This is a genomic window from Delftia tsuruhatensis (genome assembly GCF_903815225.1).
In the GTDB taxonomy this organism is placed as follows: Bacteria; Pseudomonadota; Gammaproteobacteria; order Burkholderiales; family Burkholderiaceae_C; genus Comamonas; species Comamonas tsuruhatensis_A.
Window position 1 is genome coordinate 972,896 of sequence record NZ_LR813084.1, and the last position, 25,975, is coordinate 998,870.

Consider the following 25,975-nt stretch of genomic DNA (forward strand, 5'->3'; position numbering starts at 1 on the left):
AAGGAATTGCGATGAAGAAAGTCCTGATTGCCAACCGTGGCGAGATCGCGGTGCGCATCGCCCGTGCCTGTGCCGACTACGGCGTGAAGTCCGTGGCCGTCTATGCCGACGCCGATATCGACGCCCTGCATGTGCGCATGGCCGACGAAGCCCATGGCCTCGACGGCGAGCGCCCCGCCGACACCTACCTGAACATCGCCAAGCTCATCGCCATCGCGCACAAGAGCGGCGCCGACGCCGTGCACCCCGGCTATGGCTTCCTGTCGGAGAGCGAAGCCTTCGCACGCGCCGTGCTCGATGCCGGCCTGCGCTGGATCGGCCCCACGCCCGAGACCATCGCCAAGCTGGGCGACAAGGTCGAGGCGCGCAAGATCGCCCTGCAGGTCGGCGCCCCCCTGGTGGCCGGCACGCCCGATCCGGTCAAGGAGGCCGGCGAAGTGCTGGCCTTTGCCGAGCAGCATGGCCTGCCCATCATCATCAAGGCGGCCTTCGGCGGTGGTGGCCGGGGCATGAAGATCGCCTGGCGCATGGACGAGGTCGAGGAGCTCTACCACTCCGCCGTGCGCGAGGCCGTCACGGCCTTTGGCCGCGGCGAATGCTTCGTCGAGCAGTTCCTGGACCGGCCCCGCCACATCGAGGCCCAGGTGCTGGCCGACACCCACGGCAACGTGGTCGTGCTGGGCACGCGCGACTGCTCGCTGCAGCGGCGCAACCAGAAGCTGGTCGAGGAGGCCCCGGCCCCCTTCCTCAGCGACGACCAGCGCCAGCGCATCCACGCGGCGGCGCGCGACATCTGCGCGGCTGCCGGCTATGTGAGCGCGGGCACCGTGGAGTTCCTGTTGAGCCAGTCCGGCGCCATCTCCTTCCTGGAGGTCAACACGCGCCTGCAGGTCGAACACCCCGTGACCGAGCAGACCACGGGCGTGGACCTGGTGATCGAGCAGCTGCGCGTGGCCGACGGCCTGCCCCTGTCCCTCACCGAGACGCCCGCGCCGCTGGGTCACTCCATCGAGTTCCGCATCAACGCCGAGGACGTGGGCCGGGGCTTCCTGCCCACGCCCGGCCCTGTCGTGCGCTTCGATCCGCCTTCAGGCCCCGGCGTGCGCCTGGACACGGGCGTGCAGGCCGGCTCGTTGGTGCCGGGCAGCTTCGACTCGCTGATGGCCAAGCTCATCGTCAGCGGTGCCACGCGCGAACAGGCCCTGGCCCGCGCACGCCGCGCGCTGGCCGAGTTCCGCATCGAGGGCCTGTCCTCGGTGCTGCCCTTCCACCGCGCCGTCATCGGTCATCGCGACTTCACGGGCGAGGACGGCTTCAAGGTCCACACGCGCTGGATCGAGTCCGACTTCGCCGAGCCCCTGGCCGCCGCCGTGCGCGCCGAGCCGCTTCCCGATGCCAGCCTGGTGCGCTGCGCGGTCGAGATCGACGGGCGGCGTGTGTCGCTGGGGCTGCCTGCGGTGTTGCTGCAGGGGCTGGCATCGGCTGGCGGTGGCGTGGCTGCCGCGCCTGCGGCCGAATCTTGCGTCGATCCTGCTGCCGTCACCTCGCCCATTGCCGGGAATCTGCATGCCTGGAAGGTGGCGGATGGCGATACGGTTCAGGAGGGCGATGTGATCGCCGTCATGGAGGCGATGAAGATGGAGATGCAGGTGGCTGCGCATCGCACTGGGGTGGTTTCTCTGGTGGCCGAGGCGGGGAAGGCGCAGGCGCTGGGGGCTGTGATTGCGCGCATCGGCTGATCGGCAGCCAGAAAAAGCCCGCCGGAACCGGCGGGCTTTTTCATTGTCGGACCTGCACGAAGCGCGGGCTGCCCGCAGGGGGAGGGGCCTGCTGGCGCCGGTGCATGACATGCCGATGACAACCGCCATTCTCCTGGCTTGACCTTGACATGATGGCAATCTTTAAAGTGCCTCCATCGAGAAAGAAGGAGTTGGCAATGACTGCATCGACCAAGGCCGGCTTGGCCATCGACCTGCCCGTACAGGGCATGACCTGCGCCTCCTGCGTGGGGCGTGTCGAGCGCGCGCTCAAGAAGCTGCCTGGCGTGACCGAGGCCGCCGTCAACCTGGCCACCGAGAAGGCCAGCATCCGCTTCGAGGGCGCCCCCGATGTGCCGGCCGCCATCGCCGCCATCGAGAAGGCGGGCTACGAGGTGCCGCAGGCCGGCGTGGAGCTGGAGGTCCAGGGCATGACCTGTGCCTCCTGCGTGGGCCGTGTCGAGCGGGCGCTGAAGAAAGTGCCGGGTGTGCAGTCGGCCAGCGTCAACCTGGCCACCGAACGTGCCTTGGTGCACTGGGCGGGCGGCGATGTGGCGGCCCTGGTGGCCGCCGTATCGAAGGCGGGGTATGAGGCCCGGCCGCTGGTGGCCGGTGCTGCGGCCGCCGCGCCCGGCGGCGAGGACGATGCGCAGCAGCGCCAGGCACGCGAGCGCGAATCGCTCAGGCGCTCGCTGGTCGTGGCCACGGTGTTCGCGCTGCCGGTCTTCGTGCTGGAGATGGGCGGCCACATGGTGCCGGCCTTCCACCACTGGGTGGGGCAGACGATAGGCACGCAAAACAGCTGGTATCTGCAGTGCGTGCTGGCGGCCATCGTGCTGTTCGGTCCGGGGCTGCGCTTTTTCCAGAAAGGGGTTCCGGCGCTGCTGCGTGGCGCGCCCGACATGAATTCGCTGGTGGCCGTGGGCACCTCGGCGGCCTTCGCCTATTCGCTGGTGGCGACCTTTGCGCCGCAGTGGCTGCCGGCCGGCACGGTCAACGTGTACTACGAGGCCTCGGCCGTGATCGTGGCCCTGATCCTGCTGGGCCGCTTCATGGAGGCGCGTGCCAAGGGCAATACGTCCGAGGCCATCCGCCGCCTGGTGCAGCTGCAGGCCAAGACGGCGCGGGTGCGCCGCGAGGGCGGGGTGCACGAAGTGGACATCGCCACCGTGCGCACGGGCGACATCGTCGAGGTGCGGCCCGGCGAGCGCATTCCCGTGGACGGTGAAGTCATCGAGGGCAGCAGCTTCGTGGACGAGTCCATGATCAGCGGCGAGCCCGTGCCGGTGGAAAAGAAGGCCGGGGCCGAGCTGGTGGGCGGCACGGTCAACCAGAACGGCGCGTTGGCCTTCAAGGCCACCAAGGTCGGCGGCGACACGCTGCTGGCCCAGATCATCCGCATGGTCGAGCAGGCCCAGGGCTCCAAGCTGCCGATACAGGCCCTGGTGGACCAGGTCACCATGTGGTTCGTTCCGGCCGTGATGGCCGTGGCCCTGCTGACCTTCGGCGCCTGGCTGGCCTGGGGGCCTTCACCTGCGCTGAGCTTCGCGCTGGTCAATGCCGTGGCCGTGCTCATCATCGCCTGCCCCTGCGCCATGGGGCTGGCCACGCCGACGTCCATCATGGTCGGCACGGGCCGCGCCGCCCAGATGGGTGTGCTGCTGCGCAAGGGCGAGGCCCTGCAGACCCTCAAGGATGCGCGTGTCGTGGCCGTGGACAAGACCGGCACGCTGACGCGTGGCCGCCCCGAGCTGACCGACCTGGTGCTGGCCCCGGGCTTCGAAGGTGAGCGCCAGCGCGTGCTGGCCCTGGTGGCGGCCGTGGAGGACCGCTCCGAGCATCCCATCGCCCGCGCCATCGTGGATGCGGCCAAGGCCGAGGGCCTGGCACTGGGCGTGGTGGACGGCTTCGAGTCCGTGACGGGCTTTGGCGTGCGTGCCGGGGTGGGGGGCGTGCGCGTGGAGATCGGCGCCGACCGCTTCATGCGCGAGCTGGGCCTGTCGGTGGACGGCCTGGCCGTCGATGCCATGCGTTTCGGCGACGAGGGCAAGACGCCGCTGTACGCGGCCATCGACGGCCGGCTGGCCGCCATGATCGCCGTGGCCGATCCCATCAAGGACAGCACGCCGGCCGCCATCGCCGCCCTGCATGCCCTGGGCCTGAAGGTGGCGATGATCACCGGAGACAACCGCCTCACGGCCGAAGCCATCGCGCGCCAGCTGGGCATCGACGAGGTGGTGGCCGAGGTGCTGCCCGGCGGCAAGGTCGATGCGGTCAAGCGCCTGAAGGCCGCGCACGGCACCCTGGCCTATGTGGGTGATGGCATCAACGACGCGCCGGCGCTGGCCGAGGCCGATGTGGGCCTGGCCATCGGCACGGGCACGGACATCGCCATCGAGGCGGCCGACGTGGTGCTGATGTCGGGCGACCTGGGCGGCGTGCCCAATGCGATCGCGCTGTCCAAGGCCACCATGGCCAATATCCGCCAGAACCTGTTCTGGGCCTTCGCCTACAACGTGGCCCTGATCCCGGTGGCCGCCGGCCTGCTGTATCCGTTCAACGGCATGCTGCTGTCGCCCATGTTCGCGGCCGGGGCCATGGCGCTGTCCAGCGTGTTCGTGCTCAGCAATGCACTGCGCCTGCGCAGCTTCACCGCGCCGATGGCGGCGGAACACTGAGCGGCAGGGGCCGTGCAGGCCCCCGCTGCACGCGTCAGCCGGGGAGCTTGGGGACGTCGATGAAATCGTCCAGGCTCAGGCCCTTTTCCTTCAGCAGGGCCTCGAGCACGGGCTTCAGGCGCCCCAGGCTCTGCTGCACGGTCTCGCGCACCGTGTCCACCACCACCTGGGTGCTGCGGTCGATCTCCACGTTCAGCAGGTCGCCCACGCCCTTGGACTCGAACACCGTCATGCGGCGCGTCTCGGGAATCAGCCAGACCTCGAACCAGCCGGCCTGGCGGTCCACCTCGGAGACCGTCAGGCTGGCGCCGTTGATGGCGATGTAGCCCTTGGCGAACACGTAGTGGCGAAAGCCCTCGGGAATGCCGAAGCGGATGCGGTGGTTGGTGTCGCTGGAGGCCACCTCCAGCACGGGCGCGGTGAAGTCCACATGGCCGGACAGCGGATGGCCGCCGATCTCGGCGCCGTCCCTGGCCGCCCGCTCCACGTTGACGCGCCCGCCCACGGCGTAGCGGCCCAGCGTGGTGATGTTCAGGCTTTGCAGCATCACGTCGAAGCTGGCCCGCGTGGGCGAGAGGATCTCGGTCACCGTCAGGCACACGCCGTCGGTGGAGACGCTGGCGCCTATGGCCAGGTCCTCGCAGAAGCCTTCGGGAAAGTCGAGGACGAAGGTGCGCAGCCCCTCTTGGTCGCGCAGGTCGGCAATGCTTGCCACGGCCTGGATGATGCCGGTGAACACGGTGGAATTCCTTGGAAAGAGTGCCCGGGGCACAAAGAACGCATTTTGCACGCGCCGGGATGGCTCAGGCCGGGGCCACGCCGCCCGCCCACCAGCCGCTGAGCAGGCTTGGCGGCTGGCGCGCCGCATGCACCCACGCGCAGGACGGCCAGGCGTCCTGCTGCACGTTCATGCCCGCATAGATGCCATAGCCGGGGCCGGCCTCTATCTCGCCTTCGGCATGCAGGGTCTCGCCCGCGCGGATGCTGCAGGCCGCGCGGATGTCGCCCAGCGCGCGCAGGCCCCATTCGGCCTCGATGTGGTTGCCGCCATGCACGTCGGCGCCCGCATGCAGGCCATGGCCCAGCTTGATCAGGCCCTGCGCGCGGATGCTGCCGCCCGCGCGCAGGCCCTTGCCGCAGTGGATGGCGCCCTGCACCTCGATGTCCTGCCCCGCCTGGGCACCGCCGGCCAGGCGCAGGTCGGCGGCGCAGCGCAGCTCCCAGCCCGCGCGCACGTCCCCGGCACGCAACTCGCCCTGCACGTCCACGCTCCAGGCGGCCTTGGCCAGGCCGCCGGCCTGCAGCGGACCTGCGCAGAAGATGGCGCCGCCGCTGTGCAGGTCCTGGCCGGCCTCGATGCGGCCCGCGTGGATGCCGGCACCGGCCTGCAGCGTGCGGCCCACGGCCAGCAGGCCGGGCACGCGCACTTCGCCGTGCACCACCACGGTGCCGGCGAAGACCAGGGCCTCGGACTCGAGGTGCTCGACTTCGAGCACGGCATCGGTGGGGCCGAACTGCTGCATCAGCCAGCGCGCGTCCTCGACGCGGCCGTCGGTGACCAGGGCGTCCAGCACGCGCTGGTAGTCGTTGCCGTCGTGGCGGTTGCGCACGAACCAGCGAAAGCCCGATGCGCAAGGGCTTTTGGCGCGCAGAAAATTTTGCGAGAGTTCCATGTCCATCTTCAGCTCCAGGAATCCAGTGGCCGGGAAAGGGGCTGCGCCATGCGGCGGCGCTGCCAGGGGCTTGCCTGCAGGGGGTGCGGCGGGGGCCGTGCGGAAGCTGGGGCGGTGGGGCTGGCCTCAGGCTTTCCGCACGGCGGCGGAAAGCAGGGCCGTGAAGCCGCACAGGCTGATGAAGGCCGTGGGTACGCCATGCACGCGCTGGGGCCGCTGCGCGCGCAGGGCGCTGCGGCAGGTCAGGGCATCGGTGAGGCGGGAGGTACGGGCCATGGCTGGGACAGGAGGTCGGCCGCAATTATGCCGCCAGCCCGTTTCCGCACGGGGGCAAGGGGCCGCACGCAGGACGGGGCTTCGTTGCTTTGGGTAACATCACGGACCCTGCGGGCGCACAGCACCTCTGTGGCGCCCGCCCGTCCTGCCGCGTGGCGCCTTGCCCGGCGGGGCCTTTTCCTGCCGGGAAATCCCATGAATTCCAAGACTCCCCCATCGTTTCTGAGCCGTATCGCCATCGCGATCGGCAGTTTCTTCGCCATCCTGGGCAACGGCCGCCTGGCCGCCGATGTCACCCGCCTGCGCAATGGCGAGCCCCTGGCCGCCGACGTGCCGCCGCCCGCACCTAAGGAGGTGCGCGTGGAGGTGCCCGTGGACCGCATCGTCGAGGTGCGCGTGGAAGTGCCTGTCGAGAAGGTGGTGGAGAAAGTGATCGAAAAGCGCGTCGAGGTCCCGGTCGAGAAGACCGTCGAGCTGCACGTGCCCACCGATACCGCCGCCCTGCAGCTGCTGGGCCTGCTGCAGCGCGAGGCGCGCTTCGTGGACTTCGTCCAGGAAGACGTGGCCGGCTATGCCGATGCCGAGATCGGCGCCGCCGCGCGCGTGGTGCACGAGGGCTGCCGCAAGGTGCTGCGCGAGCATTTCAGCATCGCGCCCGTGCGTGCCGAGGCCGAAGGCAGCCGCGTGACGCTGGCCGCCGGCTTCGACGCCGCCGCCGTGCGCCTGACGGGCAACGTGGTCGGCCAGGCGCCGTTCACGGGCACGCTGGGACACCGTGGCTGGCGCGTGGACGATGTCCGCCTGCCGCAACTGACCGATGGCAAGGCCGCCGCCATCGTGGCCCAGGCCGAGGTGGAGCTGTGAGCATGGACCAGGCCAACGCATCCCGCTACAGCATCGGCATCGACCTGGGCACCACGCACTGTGCGCTGTCCTATGTGGACCGCCAGGCCAGCGATGGCGAGAGGGTGGCGCAGGACGTGCTGCCCATTCCCCAGCTCACGGGCCCGGCCAGCGTCGAGGCGCGGCCGCTGCTGCCCTCCTTCCTCTACCTGCCGCATGAAAGCGAGCTGACGGCTTCCGACATGGCCCTGCCCTGGGGCGCCAGCCAGGACTTCGTGGTGGGCGAGTTCGCGCGCTCGCGTGGCGCGGCCACGCCGATCCGGCTGGTTTCCAGCGCCAAGAGCTGGCTGTGCCACCCGGGCGTGGACCGCCGCTCGCCGCTGCTGCCGGCCGACGCGCCCGAGGAAGTGCATCGCGTCTCGCCGCTGACCGCCTCCATCCGCTATCTGTCCCACCTGCGCTGGGCCTGGGAGCAGGCCCATCCCGAGGCGCCGTTCGACGCCCAGGACGTGACGGTGACCATCCCCGCCTCGTTCGACCCGGCCGCGCGCGAGCTGACGGCCGAGGCCTGCCGCGCGGCGGGCTTTCAGCGGCTCACGCTGCTGGAAGAACCCCAGGCCGCGCTGTACAGCTGGATCCAGGCCAGCGGTGGCCAGTGGCGCAAGCAGGTACGCCATGGCGACATCATCCTCGTCGTGGACGTGGGCGGCGGCACCACCGACCTGTCGCTGATCGCCGTGCTGGAAAAGGACGGCAGCCTGGAGCTGCAGCGCGTGGCCGTAGGCGAGCACATCCTGCTGGGCGGCGACAACATGGACCTGGCCCTGGCCTATGGCGTGGCGCGCAAGCTGGCGCAGGAGGGCCGGCAACTGGACGCCTGGCAGACCCGCGCGCTGGCGCACGGCTGCCGCCAGGCCAAGGAGCAATTGCTGGCCGATGCCTCGCTGCAGTCCGTGCCCGTGGTCGTGCCCAGCCGGGGCAGCAAGCTCATCGCCGGCAGCATCCGCACCGAGGTCACGCGCGATGAAGTGCTGCAGATGCTGGTCGAAGGCTTCTTCCCGCGCGTGGCGGTCACCGACAAGCCCCAGGTCCGTGCGCGTGCCGCGCTGACGCAACTGGGCCTGCCCTATGCGCAGGATGCGGCGGTCACGCGCCACCTGGCGGCTTTCCTGTCGCGCCAGGCCGGCGCCACCGAGCAGATCCAAGGCCTGCAGGGCACGCAGCCCGAGGGCGCGGCCTTCCTGCGGCCCTCGGCCATCCTGTTCAATGGCGGCGTGCTCAAGGCGCCGCAGATCGAGCAGCGCATCCTCGAGGTCATCAATGGCTGGCTGGCCGCCGACGGCGCCGCGCCCGCGCGCCTGCTGGAAGGCGCCAACCTCGACCTGGCCGTGGCACGCGGTGCGGCCTATTTCGGCCATGTGGCGGGCGCGGGGCGTGGCGTGCGCATCCGCGGCGGCACGGCGCAAAGCTATTACGTGGGCGTGGAAAGCAACATGCCCGCCATCCCCGGCATGGAGCCGCCGATCTCGGCCCTGTGCCTGGCGCCCTTCGGCATGGAGGAGGGCACCGAGGTCGCGCTCGATGCCCAGGAGTTCGGCCTGGTCGTGGGCGAGCCCGTGCGCCTGCGCTTTTTCGGCTCCTCGGTGCGCCGCGCCGACCAGGTCGGCACCGTGCTGGACTTCTGGGGGTCCGAGGAACTGGTGGAGCTGCAGGAGATCGAGGCCCACCTGCCCGCCGAAGGCCGTGCCCCCGGCGAGGTCGTTCCCGTCACCCTGCATGCGCGCGTGACCGACATCGGAACGCTGGAACTCAATGCCGTGCCCGTGGGCGGCGAGGAGCGCTGGAAGGTCGAATTCGACGTGCGGCCGGAAGTCGCCGAGGCGGCTGCGCGGTAGCCGTCCTCCCCGGTCCGTGCGCTGTGCCATGTATTGATTGCTCCCATGCCTGATAGCGCCTTCGCACCGAATGCCGCCCACATCGTGGGTATCGACCTGGGCACCAGCCACACCGTCGTGGCCCATGTGTCCGTCCATGCAGCGGCCGCCGACATCGCGCTGCTGGACATTCCCCAGCGCGTATCGGCCGCCGAAGTCGGCGCGCAGCCGCTGCTGCCGTCGGCCCGCTACCAGGCGGCTGCCGGCGAGCTGGGCGATGCCTGGCAGCAGCCCTGGACGGCTCTGGATGCCGATGCGCGGGCACCCGCCGTGATCGGTCGCTGGGCGCGCGAGCTGGGTGCGTCCGTGCCCGATCGGCTGGTGGCCAGCGCCAAGAGCTGGCTGTCTCATGCCGGCGTGGACCGGACTGCGCCCATCCTGCCCTGGGGAGCGCCCGAGGAGGTGGCCAAGGTCTCGCCGCTGCAGGCTTCGGCCGGCTACCTGGCCCATGTGCGCCAGGCCTGGGACCGCCGCCATCCCGAGGCACCGCTGCACGACCAGCTCGTGGTGCTGACCGTGCCCGCCTCGTTCGACGAAGGTGCACGCGCGCTCACGATGGAGGCCGCGCGGCTCGCCGGCCTGCCATCGGTGCAATTGCTGGAGGAGCCCAAGGCCGCCTTTCACGACTGGCTGGTGTTGCAGGGCGATGCGCTGGCCGCACAACTGGCCCACAGCCGGCTGGTGCTGGTGGCCGACGTGGGCGGTGGCACCACCGATCTGACGCTGATCCGGGTGCAGTCTTCGCCCGATGGCGGGCTGCCGGCGCTCACGCGCATTGCCGTGGGCGAGCACCTGATGCTGGGCGGCGACAACATGGACCTGGCCATCGCGCACCGCATCGAGCCCCTGTTCGCTGCGGCGGGAGGGCGCCTGCCGGCCGCGCGCTTCGCACAGCTGGTGCAGCGTTGCCGTGCGGCCAAGGAGCAGCTGCTGGCTGATGGCGCACCGGAGTCGGTGGCCGTCACGCTGCTGGGCGCTGGCTCCAGCCTGCTGGCGCAGACACGTTCGGCCACGCTGCGGCGCGATGAAGTGCGCGAATGGGTGGTGGAGGGTTTTCTGCCGCTGGCCGCCCTGGAAGATGCGCCGACGAAGCGCCAGGGCGCGCTGCGGGGCCTGGGCCTGCCCTATCCTGCCGATGCGGCGATCTCGCGGCACCTGGCCCGGTTCCTGGCGCAACACGCGGGCGGCGAGCTGCCCGACAGCCTGCTGCTCAACGGCGGCGTCTTCCACGCCCATGCACTGGCCGGGCGGCTGCAGCAATTGCTGCAGTCCTGGCGCGGCCAGCCCCTGCGCCTGCTGCACAACCCGCACCCGGACTGGGCCGTGGCGCGCGGCGCGGCGGCCCATGGGCTGGCGCACTGGCGCGCGCTCCAGCCCTCGGCCCGGGCGGGCGCCACGGCCGCCGTGGTGCCGCGCATCGGCGGTGGCTCGGCACGCAGCTACTGGCTGGTGCTGCCGGGGCGGCAGGATGGGGAGGCCGGCACCGCGCCCCAGGGCATCTGCCTGCTGCCGCGTGGCACCGAGGAGGGCGTGCGCATCGTGCTCAGCGGACGGCGTTTCGGCCTGCGGCTGGGCCGGGCCGTGCGGTTCTCCCTGGTGGCCAACAGCCTCGCCGCGACCCCCGCGCAGGCCGGCCAGATCGCGGCCTTGCAGGGGGAGGGCTGGGTTGAACTGCCCGTGCTGTCCACCGTGCTGCCCGCGCCCGAGGGACGGGACAAGGCCCAGGTCGAGGTCCTGCTGCACGCACGCATGACCGAAGTGGGCACGCTGGAAGTGGGCTGCGTGGCGGCCGACGATCCGGCGCGCCAGTGGCTGCTGCCGTTCAACATGCGCGGCGCTCTGGGCGAGTCGGCCGGTGGTGGCGACGCCGGGGCCGACGGCGCTGCGCATTTCGCGCGCCTGCCCGAGGCCGTTGCCCTGATCGACCGCATCTTCGGCAGCCAGGCCCGGGAAATCGGTGGCAAGGAGGTGCGCCAGCTGCGCCAGTCGCTGGAGCGCCTGCTGGGCGTACGCGAGCAGTGGGAACTGGGCCTGTTGCGCGCCTTGTTCGATGCCTTGCTGGCCCGTGCCAGGCGCCGCCGCCGCACCGCCGAACACGAGCGTGTCTGGCTCAACCTCGCGGGCTGGTGCCTGCGGCCTGGCGTGGGCGCCGAACTGGATGGCTGGCGCATGCAGCAAGTCTGGCAGTTGCACGGCCAGGGCCTGGGCCATGGCGGCGAAAATGCCAACCGCACCGAGTGGTGGGTGTTCTGGCGCCGCGTGGCCGCGGGCCTTGACGAGGCGCGGCAGATGCAGCTGCTGGAAGAGGTGGCAGGCCACATGCAGCAGGCCGTGCAGCGCTCCCAGGGCAAGGCGGCGCACGGCAGCTATGACGACATGCTGCGCCTGTTCGCAGCGATGGAGGCCGTGCCCTGGCAGTACCGCCAGGAGATGGGCCAGTGGATGCTGCAGCGCCTGGCGCAGCCCGGCGAGTCCGTGCAGACCTGGTGGGCCATAGGGAGGCTGGCCGCGCGCATGCCGCTGGCCGCCAATGCCCACCGCGTGATGCCGCCCGAGGCCGCGCAGGAATTCCTCGAAGCCACCCTGGCCCAGGACTGGCGCCGCAACGAGACGGCCATGTTCGCGGCCGTGCAGATGGCGCGCATGACCGGGGACCGCGCCCTGGACCTGCCTGACGCGCAGCGTGCCCGGGTGCTGGAGCGGCTGCGCGCGGCCGGCGCGCCGCAGCGCTGGATCGATCTGGTCGAGCAGGTGCAACAGATGGATGCACAGGATGCCAGGCGCAGCTTCGGCGACAGCCTGCCACCCGGGCTGGTGTTGGTGGGGTAGACCACGCCCGTCGGAAAGAAGAAAGGCCCCGCGTCGCGGGGCCTTTGCGTTGTTGCAACCCAGGTGGATTACTGGGAGTTCCAGACGTAGTAGCCGATGCCTTCGTATTTGAACAGCGGGTAGGTGGCGATCACGAAGTCGCGTTCGGATGCGTTGATGGTGTAGAAGTGCGCCCCTGTCTGGCGGTTGAAGAACCGGTACATGGGGACGGAGCCATTGCCCGCGGCCTTCATCGCATACCAGGATGTGCCTTCATCCTTGAAGCTCGGGTAGGTGGCGTTCACATAGTCCCGCTCGGCCTGGTTGATGGTGAAGAAGTGCGCACCGGTCGCGCGGTTGAAGAAGCGGTAGACCGGATCCAGGCCCTGCTGCGATTGCGCGGATGCATAGAAGGCCACGTTCTCGTACTGGAAGGCCGGGTAGTTGGCGACCACGTAGTCGCGTTCGGAGACATTGGCCGTATAGAAGTGCGCGCCCGTCATCCGGTTGAAGAACCGGTAGATGGGGGTGCGCCCCTGCCCCGTGCCTGTGTCGCCACCCCCCGTGCCGCCACCCGTGCCGCCGCCGGTGCCGGCCTGTGCTGCCAGCCATTTCTGCACGGCGGGGTAGAACAGGTCGAAGCGTCCGTAGATCGAGGTGCCGCCCGAGGCCGGGCAGGTCTGGTCGTCGCCGCCATAGAGCGTGCCCGCCAGGCGGCCGTTCAGGAACAGGCCCGAGCCGCTGCTGCCCCCCTCTGTCAGGCCCTTGTCCCAGCTCACCAGGTTGAAGCCGCCGGGACGGTCGAAGCACTTCATGGTGCTGTCGCTCGAGGGTTCGCACGCGACCGATCCGTAGACCGTTCCGAAGCTGATCTTTTGAAGATCGCCACGCGGATGGTGCACGCCGACGATGGACATGCCCGCAGCCAGGGGCTGGTTGGTCCAGCCGGAGAACACGGCGCCGGCCGGTGGCGTGTCATTGAGGCGCAGCAGGGTCGCGTCGTAGGAGGCCGTCGCATACAGCAGGGTCGCGCCGTTGCGCAGGACCCTGCTGGCCGAGGACAGCGTGCGGCTGTTGCACGAGGGCGTGCGGTAGAACCAGGAAGTCTCCAGGGTGGAGGCCACGGTCTGGCTGCCGATGCAGTGGTTGGCGGTGATGAAGTACGGCGTGCCGGAGCTGCCGCTGTCGTTGAGCAGGGTGCCGGAGCACACATAGCCCTGGCCGTCCTTGACGTACAGCATGCGGGCGACGGCATCGCGTTGGGCGCTGTAATCGTTGTAGCAGGTGGAGTCCAGGTTGCAGGACAGGGATTCATTGAGCTGGGCCGAGAACTGCAGCTCGCTTTCCAGCGGCAGCGACAGGTTCTCATGCACGTGCATGACGCGCGGAATGGCAACGCGCAGCAGGTCGACCGGGGTGCCAGGCGGCAACTCGATCTCCAGCGTGGCCTCCTCGCCCCCCGTGTCGGGCGTCCACCAGGTGCGCCCCTCGGCGCTGGTGTCGCCGGCATCCAGGTTGGCCTGCAGGATCTGCAGCACGCGCTGCCCCGCGATTTCATAGGCACCGGCACGGTCGCCCTGCGCGTAGACGCGCAGCAGCGCGCTGCCGGGCAGCTGCGCCATCTCGACACCCAGGCGAATGCCGTAGGCGCCATCGGAGCGCACGCTGATGGCCGCCACCTGGCCGCCCGAGGCCGTGGTGCTCCATCGCAGCTGCGAGGTCAGCGCATCGACCGTGGCCGTCCGCGCGCTCAGCCGCTGTGCACCCACCTGCATCGCACCGCCGAACGGGGCCGATGCGGCGCGGTATTCCTTCCATTCGCCCAGCTCCACGCGCAGTGGCGTCACCGCGGCCGCAGCCAAGAGGCTGCGCGATGCCAGGAATTCCCTCGGGGAATTCAGGGGCTGGACATGGTGGTCCACGCTGATGACCGGCGCGAAAGCCTGGGCCTGGGCCATGCCGGGCCCGGCGCCCAGGCCCAGGGACAGCGCAAGGGCCGACAAGGCCCTGCGCGCAGTGGTGTCGATAAGTCGTCTCATGCTTCCCTCTCCAGGTTGGGACAGTATTGTTGCCGCGGATTTTAGGTGTAGTGTCCGGGACAGCCTTGCATGGCTCTGTCGGGACCTGCGTTCCTAGAATGATGTCGCGCGTGTGTCCTGCTGGCGTGCCGGTGCCTGGTCCGGTCCCCCTGGGCCTGCGCCCAGGACGTCGAACTCCGTCCTGCATGCCTTTTCCGCCATTGCCGGCCGTGGCCGGCAGATTCCCCGTCCGTCCAGCCCTTCCAAGGATTCTTTCAGCATGAGCCACTCCTACACCGACACCCAACTCCTGATCGACGGCCAATGGCAGGATGCCGCCAGCGGCAGGAAGATTGCCGTGCGCAACCCGGCCAGCGGCGAGGTCATCGGCCATGTGGCCCATGCCGACACCGCCGACCTGGACCGCGCGCTGGTCGCTGCCCAGCGCGGCTTCGAGGTCTGGCGCAATGTGTCCGCCCATGAGCGCGGCGCCACCATGCGCCGTGCGGCCGCCCTGCTCAAGGAGCGCGCCGACGAGATCGCCGCGCTGCTGACGCAGGAGCAGGGCAAGCCGCTGGCCGAGGCCAAGGGCGAGATCCTGGCCGGCGTGGGCATCATCGAATGGTTCGCCGACGAGGCGCTGCGCATCTACGGCCGCATCGTGCCCGCGCGCCGCCCCGAGGTGCAGCAGCTGGTCATCAAGGAGCCCGTGGGTCCGGTGGCGGCCTTCACGCCCTGGAACTTCCCCGTCAACCAGATCGTGCGCAAGATCGGCGCGGCGCTGTCCACGGGCTGCTCCTTCCTGTGCAAGGCGCCCGAGGAAACCCCGGCCGCGCCGGCCGCCCTGTTCAAGTGCTTCGTCGATGCGGGCGTGCCCGCCGGCGTGGTGGGCCTGGTGTTCGGCGACCCGGCCCAGATCTCCTCCTACCTGATTGCCCATCCGGTGATCCGCAAGGTCACCTTCACGGGCTCCACGGCCGTGGGCAAGCAGCTGGCGGCATTGGCGGGCCAGCACATGAAGCGCTCGACCATGGAGCTGGGCGGCCATGCCCCGGTGATCGTGGCCGAGGACGCCGACGTGGCACTGGCCGTGAAGGCGGCGGGTGCATCCAAGTTCCGCAACGCGGGCCAGGTCTGCATCTCGCCCACGCGCTTTCTGGTGCACAACAGCGTGCGCGAGGAATTCACGCGCGCCATGGTGGCGCATGCCGAAGCGCTCAAGGTCGGCGACGGCCTGGCCCAGGGCACGCAGATGGGCCCGCTGGCCAACCCGCGCCGCGTCACCGCGCTGACCCATTTCATCGAGGACGCGCAAAAGCACGGCGCCAAGCTGCTGACCGGTGGCGGATCGCTGGGTGCCGCGGGCAATTTCTTTGCCCCCACGGTGCTGGGCGATGTGCCGCTGAGCGCCGACATCTTCAACCAGGAGCCCTTCGGCCCCGTGGCCGCCATCCGTGGCTTCGACGACCTGGGCGAGGCCATCGCCGAGGCCAACCGCCTGTCCTATGGCCTGGCCGCCTATGCGTTCACGCGCTCCCTGAAGACGGCCCACCAGTTGTCCCAGCAGGTCGAGACGGGCATGCTGTGGATCAACCAGCCGGCCGTGGCGTCGGCCGAGATGCCGTTCGGCGGCGTCAAGGATTCGGGCTATGGCTCCGAAGGCGGCCCCGAGGCGCTGGAGCCCTACCTGGTCTCCAAGGCCGTGTCGATCGCCAACGTGTAAGAACGCTGCAACGGCCCTGAGGGACGAGGCCTTCCCGCGCAGGCGGGGAGGCCTTTTTTGTCCAGGGCTTGCAGCTTGCGCTGGGCGGCTAGGGCGCGGCGCGAAAGAAATCCTGGTGCCGGGCGATTTCGTGCGCGGCCTGGCGCAGCTGGCGGGCCTGGTCGGGACGGAGTGTGTCCAGGCGCTGCGCCAGGGCGCGCAAAAGACCCGGACACGCGGCGGGCGCGGCCTGCAACTGGCGCAGCCGCGCCAGCGCGGCGCGCACGGCGCGGGCCGTGCCGTCGCCCAGGGCGGCCTCGCCGGACAACTGGTGCAGCGCCTGGATGGCGCGGCCCACGTGCAGCGCCGCGAGGCCGCATTCGGCCGCTTGCGCGCCGCGCTGGCCGCCGGCCTGCTCGGACAGGCGCACCAGGCGCAGCAGCCGGTGGTACAGGCGGGCGCGCCAGATGCGGCCGTCGCGGGCGTGGCCGGGGGTGGCGGCCATGTCCTGCAGTTCGTGGACCATCATGGCGCGCAGGCCCTGCAGCCGCCCCTGCAGCGTGACGGGCAGGATGAAGCGGTAGGCGGCCCAGCCCGCCAGCGGCCCCGAGACCACGGCCAGGCCCAGGGCCAGCGCGTGGCCGAAGCTGGCCGTCTGCGGATAGTGGGGCTGCAGCAGGAGCAGCAGCACCATGTTGCAGTCGTAGCCCGACAGGGCCGTGCGCCGGTGGGAGAACACCAGGGCACCCACGAAGACGAAGGGCAGCATCAGCCAGACCAGGCCGGCCTGGCTGGCGGCGAATGGCCACACCAGCCACTGGCAGGCCAGGGCCACGAGCACGCCCATGGCCTGGCCCAGCGTGACGTGGCGCATGCTGGCCGCAGGGTTCTCGAAGCCCGAGAACACGGTCAGCATGATGGACATGCCCAGCAGCATGTAGGCGCCGCCGCTCCAGCCCGTGGCCACCCACAGCAGGCCCACGATGGCGACGGCCGAGGATGCGCGCAGCATGGCCCGGCGCGCGCCCAGCCAGTCGCTGTGCAGCACCACGGGCCACTGGCGGGCACGGTGGCCTGGCGGCAGGGCCACATCGTGCGTGGCGGCCAGATGGGCCTGCAGCGCGAACCCCAGGGGCGCCAGCATGTCGGCGGCCCCGGGCCAGGCCATTGCCGCCTCGCGCGCACGCACCAGGGCCGCGGCCGCCGCGTGCAGGTCGGGGCGGGTCTCCAGCACGTCGGCAGCCTCTCGCAGCGCCTGCGCGGCCTCGCGGCCCTGGCCTTGCGCAAAGGACTCGGGAGGCTGCATCGACGGCGCATCGCGCAGCCACAGCAGGGCCGAGATCTGGGCGTTCATGAGCCGGCGCATGGCCTGCACGGCATCGCGCGAGCGCTGCGAGCCTGCGGCATGCGGGTCCAGCCCTTCCTCGATCACGGCCAGGGCCAGCAGGCGCGCCGCGATCTCCTGCGAGCCCAGCGAGGACCGGCCACGCGCCTGCAGGCTGTCGGCCAGGTCGCGCAGCAGTTGCGCGAACAGCCGGCGCACTTCGGCGTTGCCGGGAATGCCGCTGCCCTTGGGCGTGAACAGCCAGCCTACGAGCAGGGCCGCGAACACGCCGGTCAGCGCGGTGCACAGCCGGTCCCAGCCCAGGGCGAAGACCTGGTCGGGATGGGCGAAGTCCAGCAGTGCGACCATGGCCGCCGAATAGCCGGACAGCATGGTGCCGTAGGCCACGAAGCTGCGCTGCAGATTGCCCACGCCCGCGCACAGGCCCAGCCACACGGCCAGGCCCAGCACCATCCACAGCAGATTGCCCTGGGCCAGCAGCACCAGTCCCACGCCCACGGCCGTGCCGACCACGGTGCCCGCGACGCGGAAAAAGCTTTTCTCGATCAGTTGCCCGCGCAGCGGCTGCGAGGCGGCCCAGGTCGCCATCGCCGCCCACTGGGGATGCTCCAGCCCCAGCTGCCAGGCAGCCAGCAGGGCCAGGCAGGCGGCGAAGGCCGTGCGCAGGTGCTGGCGCAGGCGCACGGGGTCGAAGCCCCAGTGCGTGCCGTGCTCGATCAGCCGGCCATAGGCTTGCTGCAGGGCGCTCATGGCGCGGCCTCGGCGCGCAGCGCGGCCATGCGCGCCTGGATCTTGGCCATGCCCGCGAGCATGGCCTGGACCTCGGCATCGTCCAGGTCCTGCAGCATGGCCAGCTCGGCCTGCAGCATGGTGGCGCGCACGCGGTCCACGGCGCGGTTGCCTTCATCGGTCAGGAAGATGCGCTTGCTGCGCCGGTCGCCGGGATCGGCGCGGCGTTCCACCCAGCCATGGCCTTCGAGGATGTCGAGCAGGCGCACCAGGCTGGAGCCGTCCAGGCCCACGCGCTCGGCCAGCTCCTTTTGCGTGACGCCATCGCCCCAGGCGCGCAGGTGGATCAGCGGCGCCCAGGTGGCGTCGGTCAGGCCGTCGGCGGCCAGTTGTTCCTCGACCTGGCGGCGCCATTGGCGCACCAGGGTGACCATGAGAAAGCCCAGGCGGGCGCGGGGAGGGGCGGAGGCAAAGGACATGCTCCGAATTATGTTTGCAACTCAATTAATTTGCATTGCAAATTAATTGAGCCTGCAATTTGATCAAGGGTATTCCCTTGGTTCAAGGGCGTGCGAGGAACTCCTCCACCAAGGTGTTGAACCGCTGGGCATGTTCCCACTGCGCCCAGTGGCCGCACTGGTTGAAGATGTGCATCTCGGCATCGGCGATGCCCCAGATCAGGCGCAGGCCCACGTCCAGCGGCACGAAGCGGTCGTCCCGGCCCCAGACCACGAGGGTGCGCGCGCGGATCTCGCCGAGGCGGTGGCCGTAGTCGGGGAATTGCCGGGGATGGGCCTGCAGGCTCTTGACGAAGTTCTCCAGGTGGTCGCGGCGCGCGAGGATGTTGGCCAGGCGCTGCTGGTAGAGCGCCTCGGTGAGGCTGCTGGCGTCGTGGACGAAGACGTCCATCATGCGCCGCAGGTTCTCCACCGTGGGCTCGCGGTACAGCGCGCCGATCAGCTTGATGCCTTCGGTGGGCATGGGCACGAACTGGCTGGGACCGCCCGTGCCGCCGCCCATGAGCACCAGCCGGGCCACGCGCCCCGGATGGGCCAGGGCGAAGGCGACGGCGCTGTGCGCGCCCATGGAGTTGCCGACGATGTGCACGGGCTGCGTGATGCCCAGCCCGTCGAGCACGGCGTGCAGGCAGCGTGCGTTGAGGTCGGAGCGCGAGCCCGTGCTGACGATGCTGTCGCTCTTGCTCCAGCCCGGGCAGTCGAGCAGCAGCAGGCGGTAGCCGGCCCGGGCCAGCGGCTCGATGTTGCGGTGGAAGTTGGCCCAGCCGCTGGCGCCGGGACCGGAGCCGTGCAGCAGGACCACGGTCTGCCCGCCCTGGCCCACGTCGTTGTAGTGCAGGCGCAGCGGCTGTCCGCCGTCGGTGATGGTGATGAAGCGGCTCGTGGCCTCTTCGGTGAAGGGGGTGTGCATGGCGCTCTCCGGAGGGTTGCTGGGGCGGGGATGGGGGTCACGCGGGCGCGCGGCAGGGGGTCTCGTGCCGGCGCAGCAGGTCCAGGGCCACGTCCACGATCATGTCCTCCTGCCCGCCGACCATGCGGCGGCGGCCCAGCTCGACGAGGATGTCGACGGTGCGCAGGCCGTACTTGCGCGCGGCGGCCTCGCTGTGGCGCAGAAAGCTGCTGTAGACACCGGCGTAGCCCAGGGCCAGGGTCTCCCGGTCCACGCGCACGGGGCGGTCCTGCAGCGGCCGCACGATGTCGTCGGCCGCGTCCATGAGCCGGTACAGGTCGGCGCCGTGGTGCCAGCACAGGCGTTCGGCCGCCGCGACGAAGACTTCCAGTGGCGCGTTGCCGGCGCCCGCGCCCATGCCGGCCAGGCTGGCGTCCACGCGGTCGCAGCCTTCCTCGACGGCGACGATGGAGTTGGCCACGCCCAGGCTCAGGTTGTGGTGGGCATGCATGCCGGTCTGCGTCTCGGGCCTGAGCACGTCCTTGAAGGCGCGAAAGCGCTCGCGCACGTCCTGCATGCCCAGCGCACCGCCGGAATCCACGACATAGCAGCAGGTGGCGCCATAGCTTTCCATGAGCCGCGCCTGGCCGGCCAGCGCCTGGGGCGTGGTCATGTGGCTCATCATCAGAAAGCCCACGGCTTCCATGCCCAGGTGGCGTGCGTATTCGATGTGCTGGCGCGCGACATCGGCCTCGGTGCAATGCGTGGCCACGCGCACCACGCGCACGCCTGCCTCGAAGGCGGCCTTCAGGTCATGCACGGTGCCGATGCCGGGCAGCAGCAGCGTGGCGATCCTGGCGCGGCGCACCACGCCGGCCACGGCCTCGATCCATTCCAGGTCGCCATGGGCGCCGAAGCCGTAGTTGAAGCTGGAGCCTTGCAGGCCGTCGCCGTGGGCGACCTCGATGGAGTCCACGCCGGCTTCGTCGAGCGCGGCTGCGATGCGGCGCACCTGTTCCAGGCTGTACTGGTGGCGGATGGCGTGGCTGCCGTCGCGCAGCGTCACGTCCGAGAGGTAGATCTTCTTGCCGTTCATTGCACAGGTCCTTTCAGGCGGCCAGGCCGAGCGCGCGGGCCGCCATGTGCTCCGCCGTGCGCAGGGCGGCGCTGGTCATGATGTCCAGGTTGCCCGCATAGGCGGGCAGGTAGTGGGCCGCGCCCTCGACCTCCAGGAAGATCGAGGTCTTGAGGCCGGTGAGCGCATCGCCCACGCCGGGAATGCGGATGGGCTGCTCGATGCGATCGAACTGCACGGCCTGCTTGAGGCGGTAGCCGGGCACATAGGACTGCACGGCCTCGGCCATGCGGGCCACCGAGTCGGCGATGGCGGCCTCGTCGGCGGCCTCGCTGAGCGTGTAGACCGTGTCGCGCATGATCAGCGGCGGCTCGGCGGGATTCAGGACGATGATGGCCTTGCCCTTGCGCGCGCCGCCCACGGCCTCGATGGCGCGCGAGGTGGTCTCGGTGAACTCGTCGATGTTGGCGCGCGTGCCCGGGCCGGCGCTCTTGCTGGCGATCGATGCCACGATCTCGGCATAGTGGACGGTGGCCACGCGGGCCACGGCCGCCACCATGGGAATGGTGGCCTGGCCGCCGCAGGTGACCATGTTCAGGTTGGGCGCGTCCGGGTGCGCATGGCCGTTGACCACGGGGATGCAATAGGGACCGATGGCGGCCGGCGTCAGGTCCACCATGCGGATGGCGGGCCTGAGGGCACGCAGGAGGGCATCGTTGCGCACATGCGCGCCGGCGCTGGTGGCGTCGAAGACGATGTCGATGGCGCCGAACCCGGGCAGGCGCGCCAGTCCCTCGACGCCTTCATGGGTGGTGGCCACGCCCATGCGGGCGGCACGGGCCAGGCCGTCGGAGGCCGGGTCGATGCCCACCATGGCCGCCATCTCGATGTGCCGGCCGTGGCGCAGGATCTTGATCATCAGGTCCGTGCCGATGTTGCCGCTGCCGATGATGGCAGCCTGGAGTTTGCGGGTCATGTCTGCGTTCTCGCGGGTTTCAATCGATGGCGGCGCCGCTGGCCTTGATCAGCGGCGCCCAGCGCGCGATCTCGGCCTGCATGAAGCTGCCGAACTGCGCGGGCGTGGAGGCGAAGGGCTGCATGCCCTGGTCGGCGAAGCGCCGCAGCACCTCGGGGTCCTTCATGGCCTTGTTGATGGCGTCGTTGAGGCGCTCGACCAGGGGCGCGGGCGTGCCCGCGCGGGCCACGGCGCCGAACCAGACGCCCGCGTCCACGCCGGGGATGCCCAGCTCGGCCAGCGTGGGTACCTCGGGCAGCTGGGGAGAGCGCCGCTGCGCCGCGATGGCCAGCGGCCGCAGCTTCCTGCCGGCGATCAGGGGCGCCGTGGTGATGACGGGGTCGAACATGAAGTCCACCTGGCCCCCCATCACGTCCTGCAGCGCCGGGGTCGAGCCCTTGTAGGCCACATGGCTGTAGTGGCCGCCGGCCTTGCCCCGGAAGGTCTCGCCCAGCAGATGGCCTATGGAGCCCATGCCCTGGGAGGCATAGTTCAGGCCCCCCTTGCGCGAGCGGGCCTGCTGCACCAGCTCGGCCACGCTGTGCAGCGGGCCGCTGGCTGGAACCACCAGCACCAGCGGCGATGCGATCAGCGAGGCCACGGGCGTGAAATCCCGGAGCGGGTCATAGGAGAAGCTGCGAAACAGCGTGGGATTGATGGCGAACATCTCGGTCGCGCCCACGAAGAGGGTGTGGCCATCGGCTGGCTGCTGGCGCACGTGGGCCGCCGCGATCTGGCCGCCGCCGCCGGGCCGGTTGTCCACGACCACGGGCTTGCCCAGCTGCTCTCCCATCTTCTGCGCCAGCGCGCGGGCCACGGCATCGGTGATGCCTCCGGCCGGAAAGGGCACGACCATGGCCACGGGCCGGTTGGGAAACTCCTGGGCCAGCGCGGGCAGGGCGCTGCCGGCCAGCGACAGCAGCAAAAGGCGGGAAAGGGTACGTCGGTTGTGCATTTTCTTGTCTCCTGGGGGTGGTGTCGTTGCGGGAGGCCGCCGGGCGATTCAGGGACCGAAGCGCGCGCGCACCGTGCCCACGCCGCCGATCTGCGCCTCGAAACGGTCACCGGGCCGCACGGCCACCATGGGGCCCAGCGCGCCCGTCAGCACGAGGTCGCCCGCGCGCAGCGGCTGGCCCAACGTGGCCAGCTTGCGCGCCAGCCAGGCGGCGGCATTGAGCGGGTGGCCCAGGCAGGCGGCGCCCGAGCCGGTGGACACCGTCTCGCCATTGCGCTGCATGCGCATCTCGCACAGCTTGAGGTCCAGCCCGTCGAGCCGCACCGGCACGGCGCCCAGCACGACCAGGCCGCTGGAGGCGTTGTCGGCCACGGTGTCCACGAAGCGGATGTCCCAGTCGGCGATGCGGCTGCCCACGATTTCGATGGCGGGCAGCACGTAGGCGGTGGCGCCGATGACGTCGGCCACCGTGGCGTCGCGCAGGTCCAGGTCGCGCGACAGCACCAGGGCGACTTCGGCCTCCGCCTTGGGCTGCTGCGTGCGGGACATGGCAATGGGCTCGTCGTCGCCGCAGACCATGTCGGCGAACAGCGTGCCGAAGTCGGGCTGGTCCACGCCCAGCTGCTGCTGCACGGCACTCGAGGTCAGGCCGATCTTGCGGCCGATGATGCGCCGGCCCTGGCCCTGGGCGTGGCGCACGTTGGCCAGTTGCACGGCGTAGGCCGTGGTTTCGTCGGGGATTTCGCCGCGCAGCGGCGCGATGGGCAGGTTCTGCCGTTCGGCTTCGCGCAGGCGGCGGGCCCAGGTCTCTATGGGGTCGGTGGTGTGTTCGGTGGTGTGCATGGCTTCAGGGGGAGGGGCGGGTCAGTCGTCGGTGTGCATGAACATCACGCCGTAGCCGGCGATCAGCGAAGGCACGGGGCGGTAGGCATTCACGGGGCAGGGCAGGCCCGGGTGCTGCGGCAGGGCGGCGCGGGCCACCAGCCAGGTCTTGGATTCATGGGCCGAACGGCCGGCCTGCGTTTCGATGCAAGCCTCGCTGTGGCGGCACAGGCGGTCCAGTTCGCCGCTGGCCAGGGCCTGCATCCAGTCCAGGTCCCAGGCGGGATTGAGCGGCTTCATCCAGGCCTCGCCACGGGCCAGTGCCAGGCCGGCGGCCTTCACCCGCTCGGTCTTGGCGGCTTTCTCTGCCTCGGTGGGCGGCACGCCGACGGTGATGCGCTCGCGCACGGCCGGGTCGGGGTGGTCCAGCGTGGGCACGGGCGGTTCGTGCGAAAGCCCGCCCGATCCGATCAGCAGCGTGCGCTGCGGCAACCCGTCCAGAAAGCGGCCCAGGGCCTCGCCCAGCGTGCGGCAGCGCGCCAGCCGCGCGATGGCGGGCGGGGCCACGGCGTTGAGGAACAGCGGCAGCACGGGCGGGGTGCGCGCCAGTTCGTCGCCCCACAGCACCTGCAGCGCCTGGGCGAAGCCATGGTCCACCTCCATGCGGCGCGAGACCGCGATGTCCACATGCGCATCCATCAGGTGCGTGGCCAGGGCCAGCGCCAGGTCCTCGGGCACGTTCAGCGGGCCTGCCGGGGACAGATAGTCGCCCACGGCGTGCACCGCGGTGCCCAGGCACAACGGCGGCATCAGCGCGTTGAAGAAGCCGTTGTAGTGGTCGGGGCCGATGAGCACGACCAGGTCCGGATCGAAGGCATGGACGGCCGCGCGCGCCGCCGCAATGGCGGCGTCGAGCGCCTGCTGATCGTCCGCAGGCACGGGATTGAGGCCCAGCAGCGGGGAGTGCGACATGCCCAGGAAGGCGCGCCGCGCACGGGCCATGGCGGTGGTGTCCATGGCTCAGTCCTGCAGCGCGCAGGCACCGCCCGGTACCAGGGGGACATGCAGCAGCCGCGCCAGCTGCGCGGTCACGGCGCCGGTTTCCTGGGGCGATGCCATCGCGGCCACGAAGCGGTCGGGGCGCACGAAGGCGATGGAGCGCGTCTGCGCGCCGAACCAGTCCTTGAGGCGGCCCTGGACATCGCCCACGGTGACCACCGTCTCGTGCGCGGGCGGGCAATGCGCCATCTGCCCGGGCGGCATGACGCGGACCATCCGCGCATTGAGTCGGCGCCAGAAGGCCAGCGCCTGCGCGTCCAGCCCCTGCACGGGATCCGTGGTCCAGGCGATGAGGGCGAAGTGCGGGCCGATGACGTCGTCCAGCCGCAGGATGCGGCCTGCGCCGTCGAGCACGCGCGGCTGGATGAACATGCGGCCGACGGCGCTGGGCGGTGGTGTCTGCAGGCCATGGACGAGACGGCCCAGCGGCGATTCCTTCTTCTCGGCCATGAGGCCGAGCAAGCGGCCCAGCGGCGTGTCGCCCGAGCGTTGCAGCAGCCCGCCCAGCAGTGGCGCGGGCGGGGCCTGCGGGTCCTGGCCGTGCAGCACCACGCCCTGCTCATAGCGCGGCATGGGCTTGAAGCGCATCTCGGCGAAGTACTGCTTGACCGGGGGCACGGCATTGAGGGCCAGCATCACCGTATCGCGCAGCCGTGCGGCCGTGCGGCTTTCGGGCGCGAAGATGTCCCCGGCCACCTCGGACAGGTGGATCATGCTGCGCGCATGGTCGCGGCGCTCCTGGCCGTAGCTGTCCAGCAGGGCTTCGCCCGCCTGCCCTCTGGCCACCATGGCCAGCTTCCAGGCCAGGTTGCTGGCATCGCGCAGCCCGCTGTTGTAGCCCTGGCCCTGCCAGACCGGCATGATGTGGGCCGCATCGCCGGCCAGCAGCACGCGCCCTTCGCGGAACTTCGCGGCCAGCCGCGCGTTGTGCGTGTAGACGCGCTTGCGGATGTAGTCCAGGCGCTCCGGGTCGGCCACGACCTTGCGCATCAGGCGCGCGAGGTTGTCGGGCCGGGACAGCTCCTGCTCCGTTTCGCCGGGCATGACCATGAATTCAAAGCGGCGGATGCCATGGGGCAGCGCGGCCGACACATAGGGGCGATCGGGGTCGCAGTGCATGCCGATGTGGGGCGTGCCCAGCGGATCGTTGCGCACATCGACCACGATCCACTGGTTGGGCTTGGTGCGGCCCTCGAAGGCGATGCCCAGCGCGCGCCGCACGGCGCTGTTGCCGCCGTCGCAGGCGACCAGGAAGCGCGCGCGCAGCGCCTGGCGCGTGCCGTCGGCGGCCAGCAGTTGCAGGTCCACGCCATGGGCGTCCTGGCTGAAATGGGCGAGCTCCTGCCCGAACAGCAACCGCACATGGGCGAAGCGCGCCAGTCCCTGGTGCAGGATGGCATCCACCTGGGGCTGTATGAAGGCATTGCGCCGCGACCAGCCGAACTCGTCGGTGCGCGGCTCGATGGAGGCAAAGCACTGGCCGCTGGCCGTGAAAAAGCGCATCCAGTGGTCGGGCGTGATGTGGCCCTCGACCTCGCCGGAAAGGCCCGCGGCCTGCAAGGTGCGCAGCGATTCGTCATCGATGCCGATGGCGCGCGGATAGTCGATGAGGCGGTCCAGCTTTTCGACCACCAGGGTGCGCACGCCGGCCAGCCCCAACAGGTTGGCCAGGGTCAGGCCCACGGGGCCTGCGCCGATGATGGCGACGTCGTAGGGCTGCGTCTGCGCCGGGGTGTCTGCTGCCGTATCCATGCTCTGCCTTGTCTCCGTGATCCGTTGCGGTGGCCCGTGGCTTTGCCTGCGGGCCGGCTATGGAGGCGGATTGTGGGCAGCACCGGCATGGCTGCGAACTGCGTGCACCAGGTGCACATCAAGTCAT

19 protein-coding genes are annotated in these 25,975 nt (G+C 70.5%); 6 read left to right on the forward strand and 13 right to left on the reverse strand.

Going from position 1 to position 25,975, the window contains the following annotated elements; translation table 11 throughout:
* Positions 1-11: 11 nt before the first annotated feature.
* Positions 12-1,739, forward strand: a complete 1,728-nt coding sequence (locus L1Z78_RS04450) for an acetyl/propionyl/methylcrotonyl-CoA carboxylase subunit alpha (protein ID WP_234640349.1) — start codon at positions 12-14, stop codon at positions 1,737-1,739.
* 197 nt (positions 1,740-1,936) lie between these two features.
* Positions 1,937-4,435, forward strand: coding sequence for a heavy metal translocating P-type ATPase (locus tag L1Z78_RS04455; RefSeq protein WP_234640350.1), 2,499 nt, complete (start codon positions 1,937-1,939; stop codon positions 4,433-4,435).
* A gap of 34 nt (positions 4,436-4,469) precedes the next feature.
* Here the strand turns inward: L1Z78_RS04455 and L1Z78_RS04460 are convergent, their stop codons facing one another.
* The 3 genes from L1Z78_RS04460 to L1Z78_RS04470 form a co-directional block, all read right to left on the reverse strand.
* Positions 4,470-5,174 carry a riboflavin synthase subunit alpha gene (locus L1Z78_RS04460; protein WP_234640351.1) on the reverse strand — a complete coding sequence of 235 codons (705 nt, stop codon included), beginning with the start codon at positions 5,172-5,174 and terminating at the stop codon, positions 4,470-4,472.
* 64 nt (positions 5,175-5,238) lie between these two features.
* On the reverse strand, positions 5,239-6,114 hold the full coding sequence (locus L1Z78_RS04465) for a hypothetical protein (protein WP_234640352.1): 876 nt from the start codon (positions 6,112-6,114) through the stop codon (positions 5,239-5,241).
* Between the two features lie 120 nt (positions 6,115-6,234).
* Positions 6,235-6,384: a hypothetical protein gene (locus tag L1Z78_RS04470; RefSeq protein ID WP_234640353.1), complete on the reverse strand. Its 150-nt coding sequence runs from the start codon at positions 6,382-6,384 to the stop codon at positions 6,235-6,237.
* Between the two features lie 195 nt (positions 6,385-6,579).
* Between L1Z78_RS04470 and L1Z78_RS04475 the strand changes: the two genes are divergently transcribed.
* The 3 genes from L1Z78_RS04475 to L1Z78_RS04485 are packed head-to-tail and all read left to right on the forward strand — an operon-like array spanning position 6,580 to position 11,990.
* Positions 6,580-7,248 (forward strand): DUF2760 domain-containing protein, encoded by a 669-nt coding sequence (locus L1Z78_RS04475; RefSeq protein ID WP_234640354.1) that lies wholly within the window; start codon positions 6,580-6,582, stop codon positions 7,246-7,248.
* Between the two features lie 2 nt (positions 7,249-7,250).
* Positions 7,251-9,122 carry an Hsp70 family protein gene (locus tag L1Z78_RS04480; RefSeq protein ID WP_234640355.1) on the forward strand — a complete coding sequence of 624 codons (1,872 nt, stop codon included), beginning with the start codon at positions 7,251-7,253 and terminating at the stop codon, positions 9,120-9,122.
* 45 nt (positions 9,123-9,167) lie between these two features.
* Positions 9,168-11,990, forward strand: a complete 2,823-nt coding sequence (locus L1Z78_RS04485; RefSeq protein WP_234640356.1) for an Hsp70 family protein — start codon at positions 9,168-9,170, stop codon at positions 11,988-11,990.
* Positions 11,991-12,058: 68 nt separating this feature from the next.
* On the opposite strand, the gene L1Z78_RS04490 is transcribed toward L1Z78_RS04485, so the two are convergent.
* Positions 12,059-14,008 (reverse strand): trypsin-like peptidase domain-containing protein, encoded by a 1,950-nt coding sequence (locus L1Z78_RS04490; RefSeq protein ID WP_234640357.1) that lies wholly within the window; start codon positions 14,006-14,008, stop codon positions 12,059-12,061.
* 259 nt (positions 14,009-14,267) lie between these two features.
* Between L1Z78_RS04490 and L1Z78_RS04495 the strand changes: the two genes are divergently transcribed.
* Entirely contained in the window at positions 14,268-15,710 is a 1,443-nt protein-coding gene (locus L1Z78_RS04495) for an NAD-dependent succinate-semialdehyde dehydrogenase (protein WP_234640358.1), read from the forward strand.
* A gap of 88 nt (positions 15,711-15,798) precedes the next feature.
* On the opposite strand, the gene L1Z78_RS04500 is transcribed toward L1Z78_RS04495, so the two are convergent.
* The 9 genes from L1Z78_RS04500 to L1Z78_RS04540 all read right to left on the reverse strand — a co-directional run bounded on the left by L1Z78_RS04500 (position 15,799) and on the right by L1Z78_RS04540 (position 25,848).
* Positions 15,799-17,784, reverse strand: a complete 1,986-nt coding sequence (locus L1Z78_RS04500; RefSeq protein ID WP_234640359.1) for an FUSC family protein — start codon at positions 17,782-17,784, stop codon at positions 15,799-15,801.
* Positions 17,781-18,242: a MarR family winged helix-turn-helix transcriptional regulator gene (locus tag L1Z78_RS04505; protein WP_234640360.1), complete on the reverse strand. Its 462-nt coding sequence runs from the start codon at positions 18,240-18,242 to the stop codon at positions 17,781-17,783. Before L1Z78_RS04505 ends, L1Z78_RS04500 begins: the two co-directional genes overlap by 4 nt.
* An 82-nt stretch (positions 18,243-18,324) precedes the next feature.
* Positions 18,325-19,191: an alpha/beta fold hydrolase gene (locus L1Z78_RS04510; protein ID WP_234640361.1), complete on the reverse strand. Its 867-nt coding sequence runs from the start codon at positions 19,189-19,191 to the stop codon at positions 18,325-18,327.
* A 37-nt stretch (positions 19,192-19,228) separates the two neighbouring features.
* Complete coding sequence (gene dmpG / locus L1Z78_RS04515) at positions 19,229-20,266, reverse strand: 4-hydroxy-2-oxovalerate aldolase (protein WP_234640362.1); 1,038 nt, start codon at positions 20,264-20,266, stop codon at positions 19,229-19,231.
* Positions 20,267-20,279: 13 nt separating this feature from the next.
* The gene (locus L1Z78_RS04520; protein WP_234640363.1) at positions 20,280-21,221 is read right to left on the reverse strand and encodes an acetaldehyde dehydrogenase (acetylating); all 942 of its coding nucleotides are present in this window, start codon (positions 21,219-21,221) and stop codon (positions 20,280-20,282) included.
* 19 nt (positions 21,222-21,240) lie between these two features.
* Entirely contained in the window at positions 21,241-22,215 is a 975-nt protein-coding gene (locus L1Z78_RS04525) for a Bug family tripartite tricarboxylate transporter substrate binding protein (RefSeq protein WP_234640364.1), read from the reverse strand.
* Between the two features lie 48 nt (positions 22,216-22,263).
* A complete protein-coding gene (gene mhpD / locus L1Z78_RS04530) occupies positions 22,264-23,058 on the reverse strand; it encodes a 2-keto-4-pentenoate hydratase (RefSeq protein WP_234640365.1) in 795 nt (264 codons plus the stop codon).
* Between the two features lie 21 nt (positions 23,059-23,079).
* Positions 23,080-24,054: a 3-carboxyethylcatechol 2,3-dioxygenase gene (locus L1Z78_RS04535; protein ID WP_234640366.1), complete on the reverse strand. Its 975-nt coding sequence runs from the start codon at positions 24,052-24,054 to the stop codon at positions 23,080-23,082.
* 3 nt (positions 24,055-24,057) lie between these two features.
* A complete protein-coding gene (locus L1Z78_RS04540) occupies positions 24,058-25,848 on the reverse strand; it encodes a bifunctional 3-(3-hydroxy-phenyl)propionate/3-hydroxycinnamic acid hydroxylase (protein ID WP_234640367.1) in 1,791 nt (596 codons plus the stop codon).
* Between the last annotated feature and the right edge of the window lie 127 nt (positions 25,849-25,975).

Coding starts and splice junctions, on each gene's coding strand:
- L1Z78_RS04450 (WP_234640349.1), top strand. CDS start 12: ATGAAGAAAGTCCTGATTGCCAACCGTGGCGAGATCGCGGTGCGCATC.
- L1Z78_RS04455 (WP_234640350.1), top strand. CDS start 1,937: ATGACTGCATCGACCAAGGCCGGCTTGGCCATCGACCTGCCCGTACAG.
- L1Z78_RS04465 (WP_234640352.1), bottom strand. CDS start 6,114: ATGGACATGGAACTCTCGCAAAATTTTCTGCGCGCCAAAAGCCCTTGC.
- L1Z78_RS04470 (WP_234640353.1), bottom strand. CDS start 6,384: ATGGCCCGTACCTCCCGCCTCACCGATGCCCTGACCTGCCGCAGCGCC.
- L1Z78_RS04475 (WP_234640354.1), top strand. CDS start 6,580: ATGAATTCCAAGACTCCCCCATCGTTTCTGAGCCGTATCGCCATCGCG.
- L1Z78_RS04480 (WP_234640355.1), top strand. CDS start 7,251: ATGGACCAGGCCAACGCATCCCGCTACAGCATCGGCATCGACCTGGGC.
- L1Z78_RS04485 (WP_234640356.1), top strand. CDS start 9,168: ATGCCTGATAGCGCCTTCGCACCGAATGCCGCCCACATCGTGGGTATC.
- L1Z78_RS04490 (WP_234640357.1), bottom strand. CDS start 14,008: ATGAGACGACTTATCGACACCACTGCGCGCAGGGCCTTGTCGGCCCTT.
- L1Z78_RS04495 (WP_234640358.1), top strand. CDS start 14,268: ATGAGCCACTCCTACACCGACACCCAACTCCTGATCGACGGCCAATGG.
- L1Z78_RS04500 (WP_234640359.1), bottom strand. CDS start 17,784: ATGAGCGCCCTGCAGCAAGCCTATGGCCGGCTGATCGAGCACGGCACG.
- L1Z78_RS04505 (WP_234640360.1), bottom strand. CDS start 18,242: ATGTCCTTTGCCTCCGCCCCTCCCCGCGCCCGCCTGGGCTTTCTCATG.
- L1Z78_RS04510 (WP_234640361.1), bottom strand. CDS start 19,191: ATGCACACCCCCTTCACCGAAGAGGCCACGAGCCGCTTCATCACCATC.
- dmpG (WP_234640362.1), bottom strand. CDS start 20,266: ATGAACGGCAAGAAGATCTACCTCTCGGACGTGACGCTGCGCGACGGC.
- L1Z78_RS04520 (WP_234640363.1), bottom strand. CDS start 21,221: ATGACCCGCAAACTCCAGGCTGCCATCATCGGCAGCGGCAACATCGGC.
- L1Z78_RS04525 (WP_234640364.1), bottom strand. CDS start 22,215: ATGCACAACCGACGTACCCTTTCCCGCCTTTTGCTGCTGTCGCTGGCC.
- mhpD (WP_234640365.1), bottom strand. CDS start 23,058: ATGCACACCACCGAACACACCACCGACCCCATAGAGACCTGGGCCCGC.
- L1Z78_RS04535 (WP_234640366.1), bottom strand. CDS start 24,054: ATGGACACCACCGCCATGGCCCGTGCGCGGCGCGCCTTCCTGGGCATG.
- L1Z78_RS04540 (WP_234640367.1), bottom strand. CDS start 25,848: ATGGATACGGCAGCAGACACCCCGGCGCAGACGCAGCCCTACGACGTC.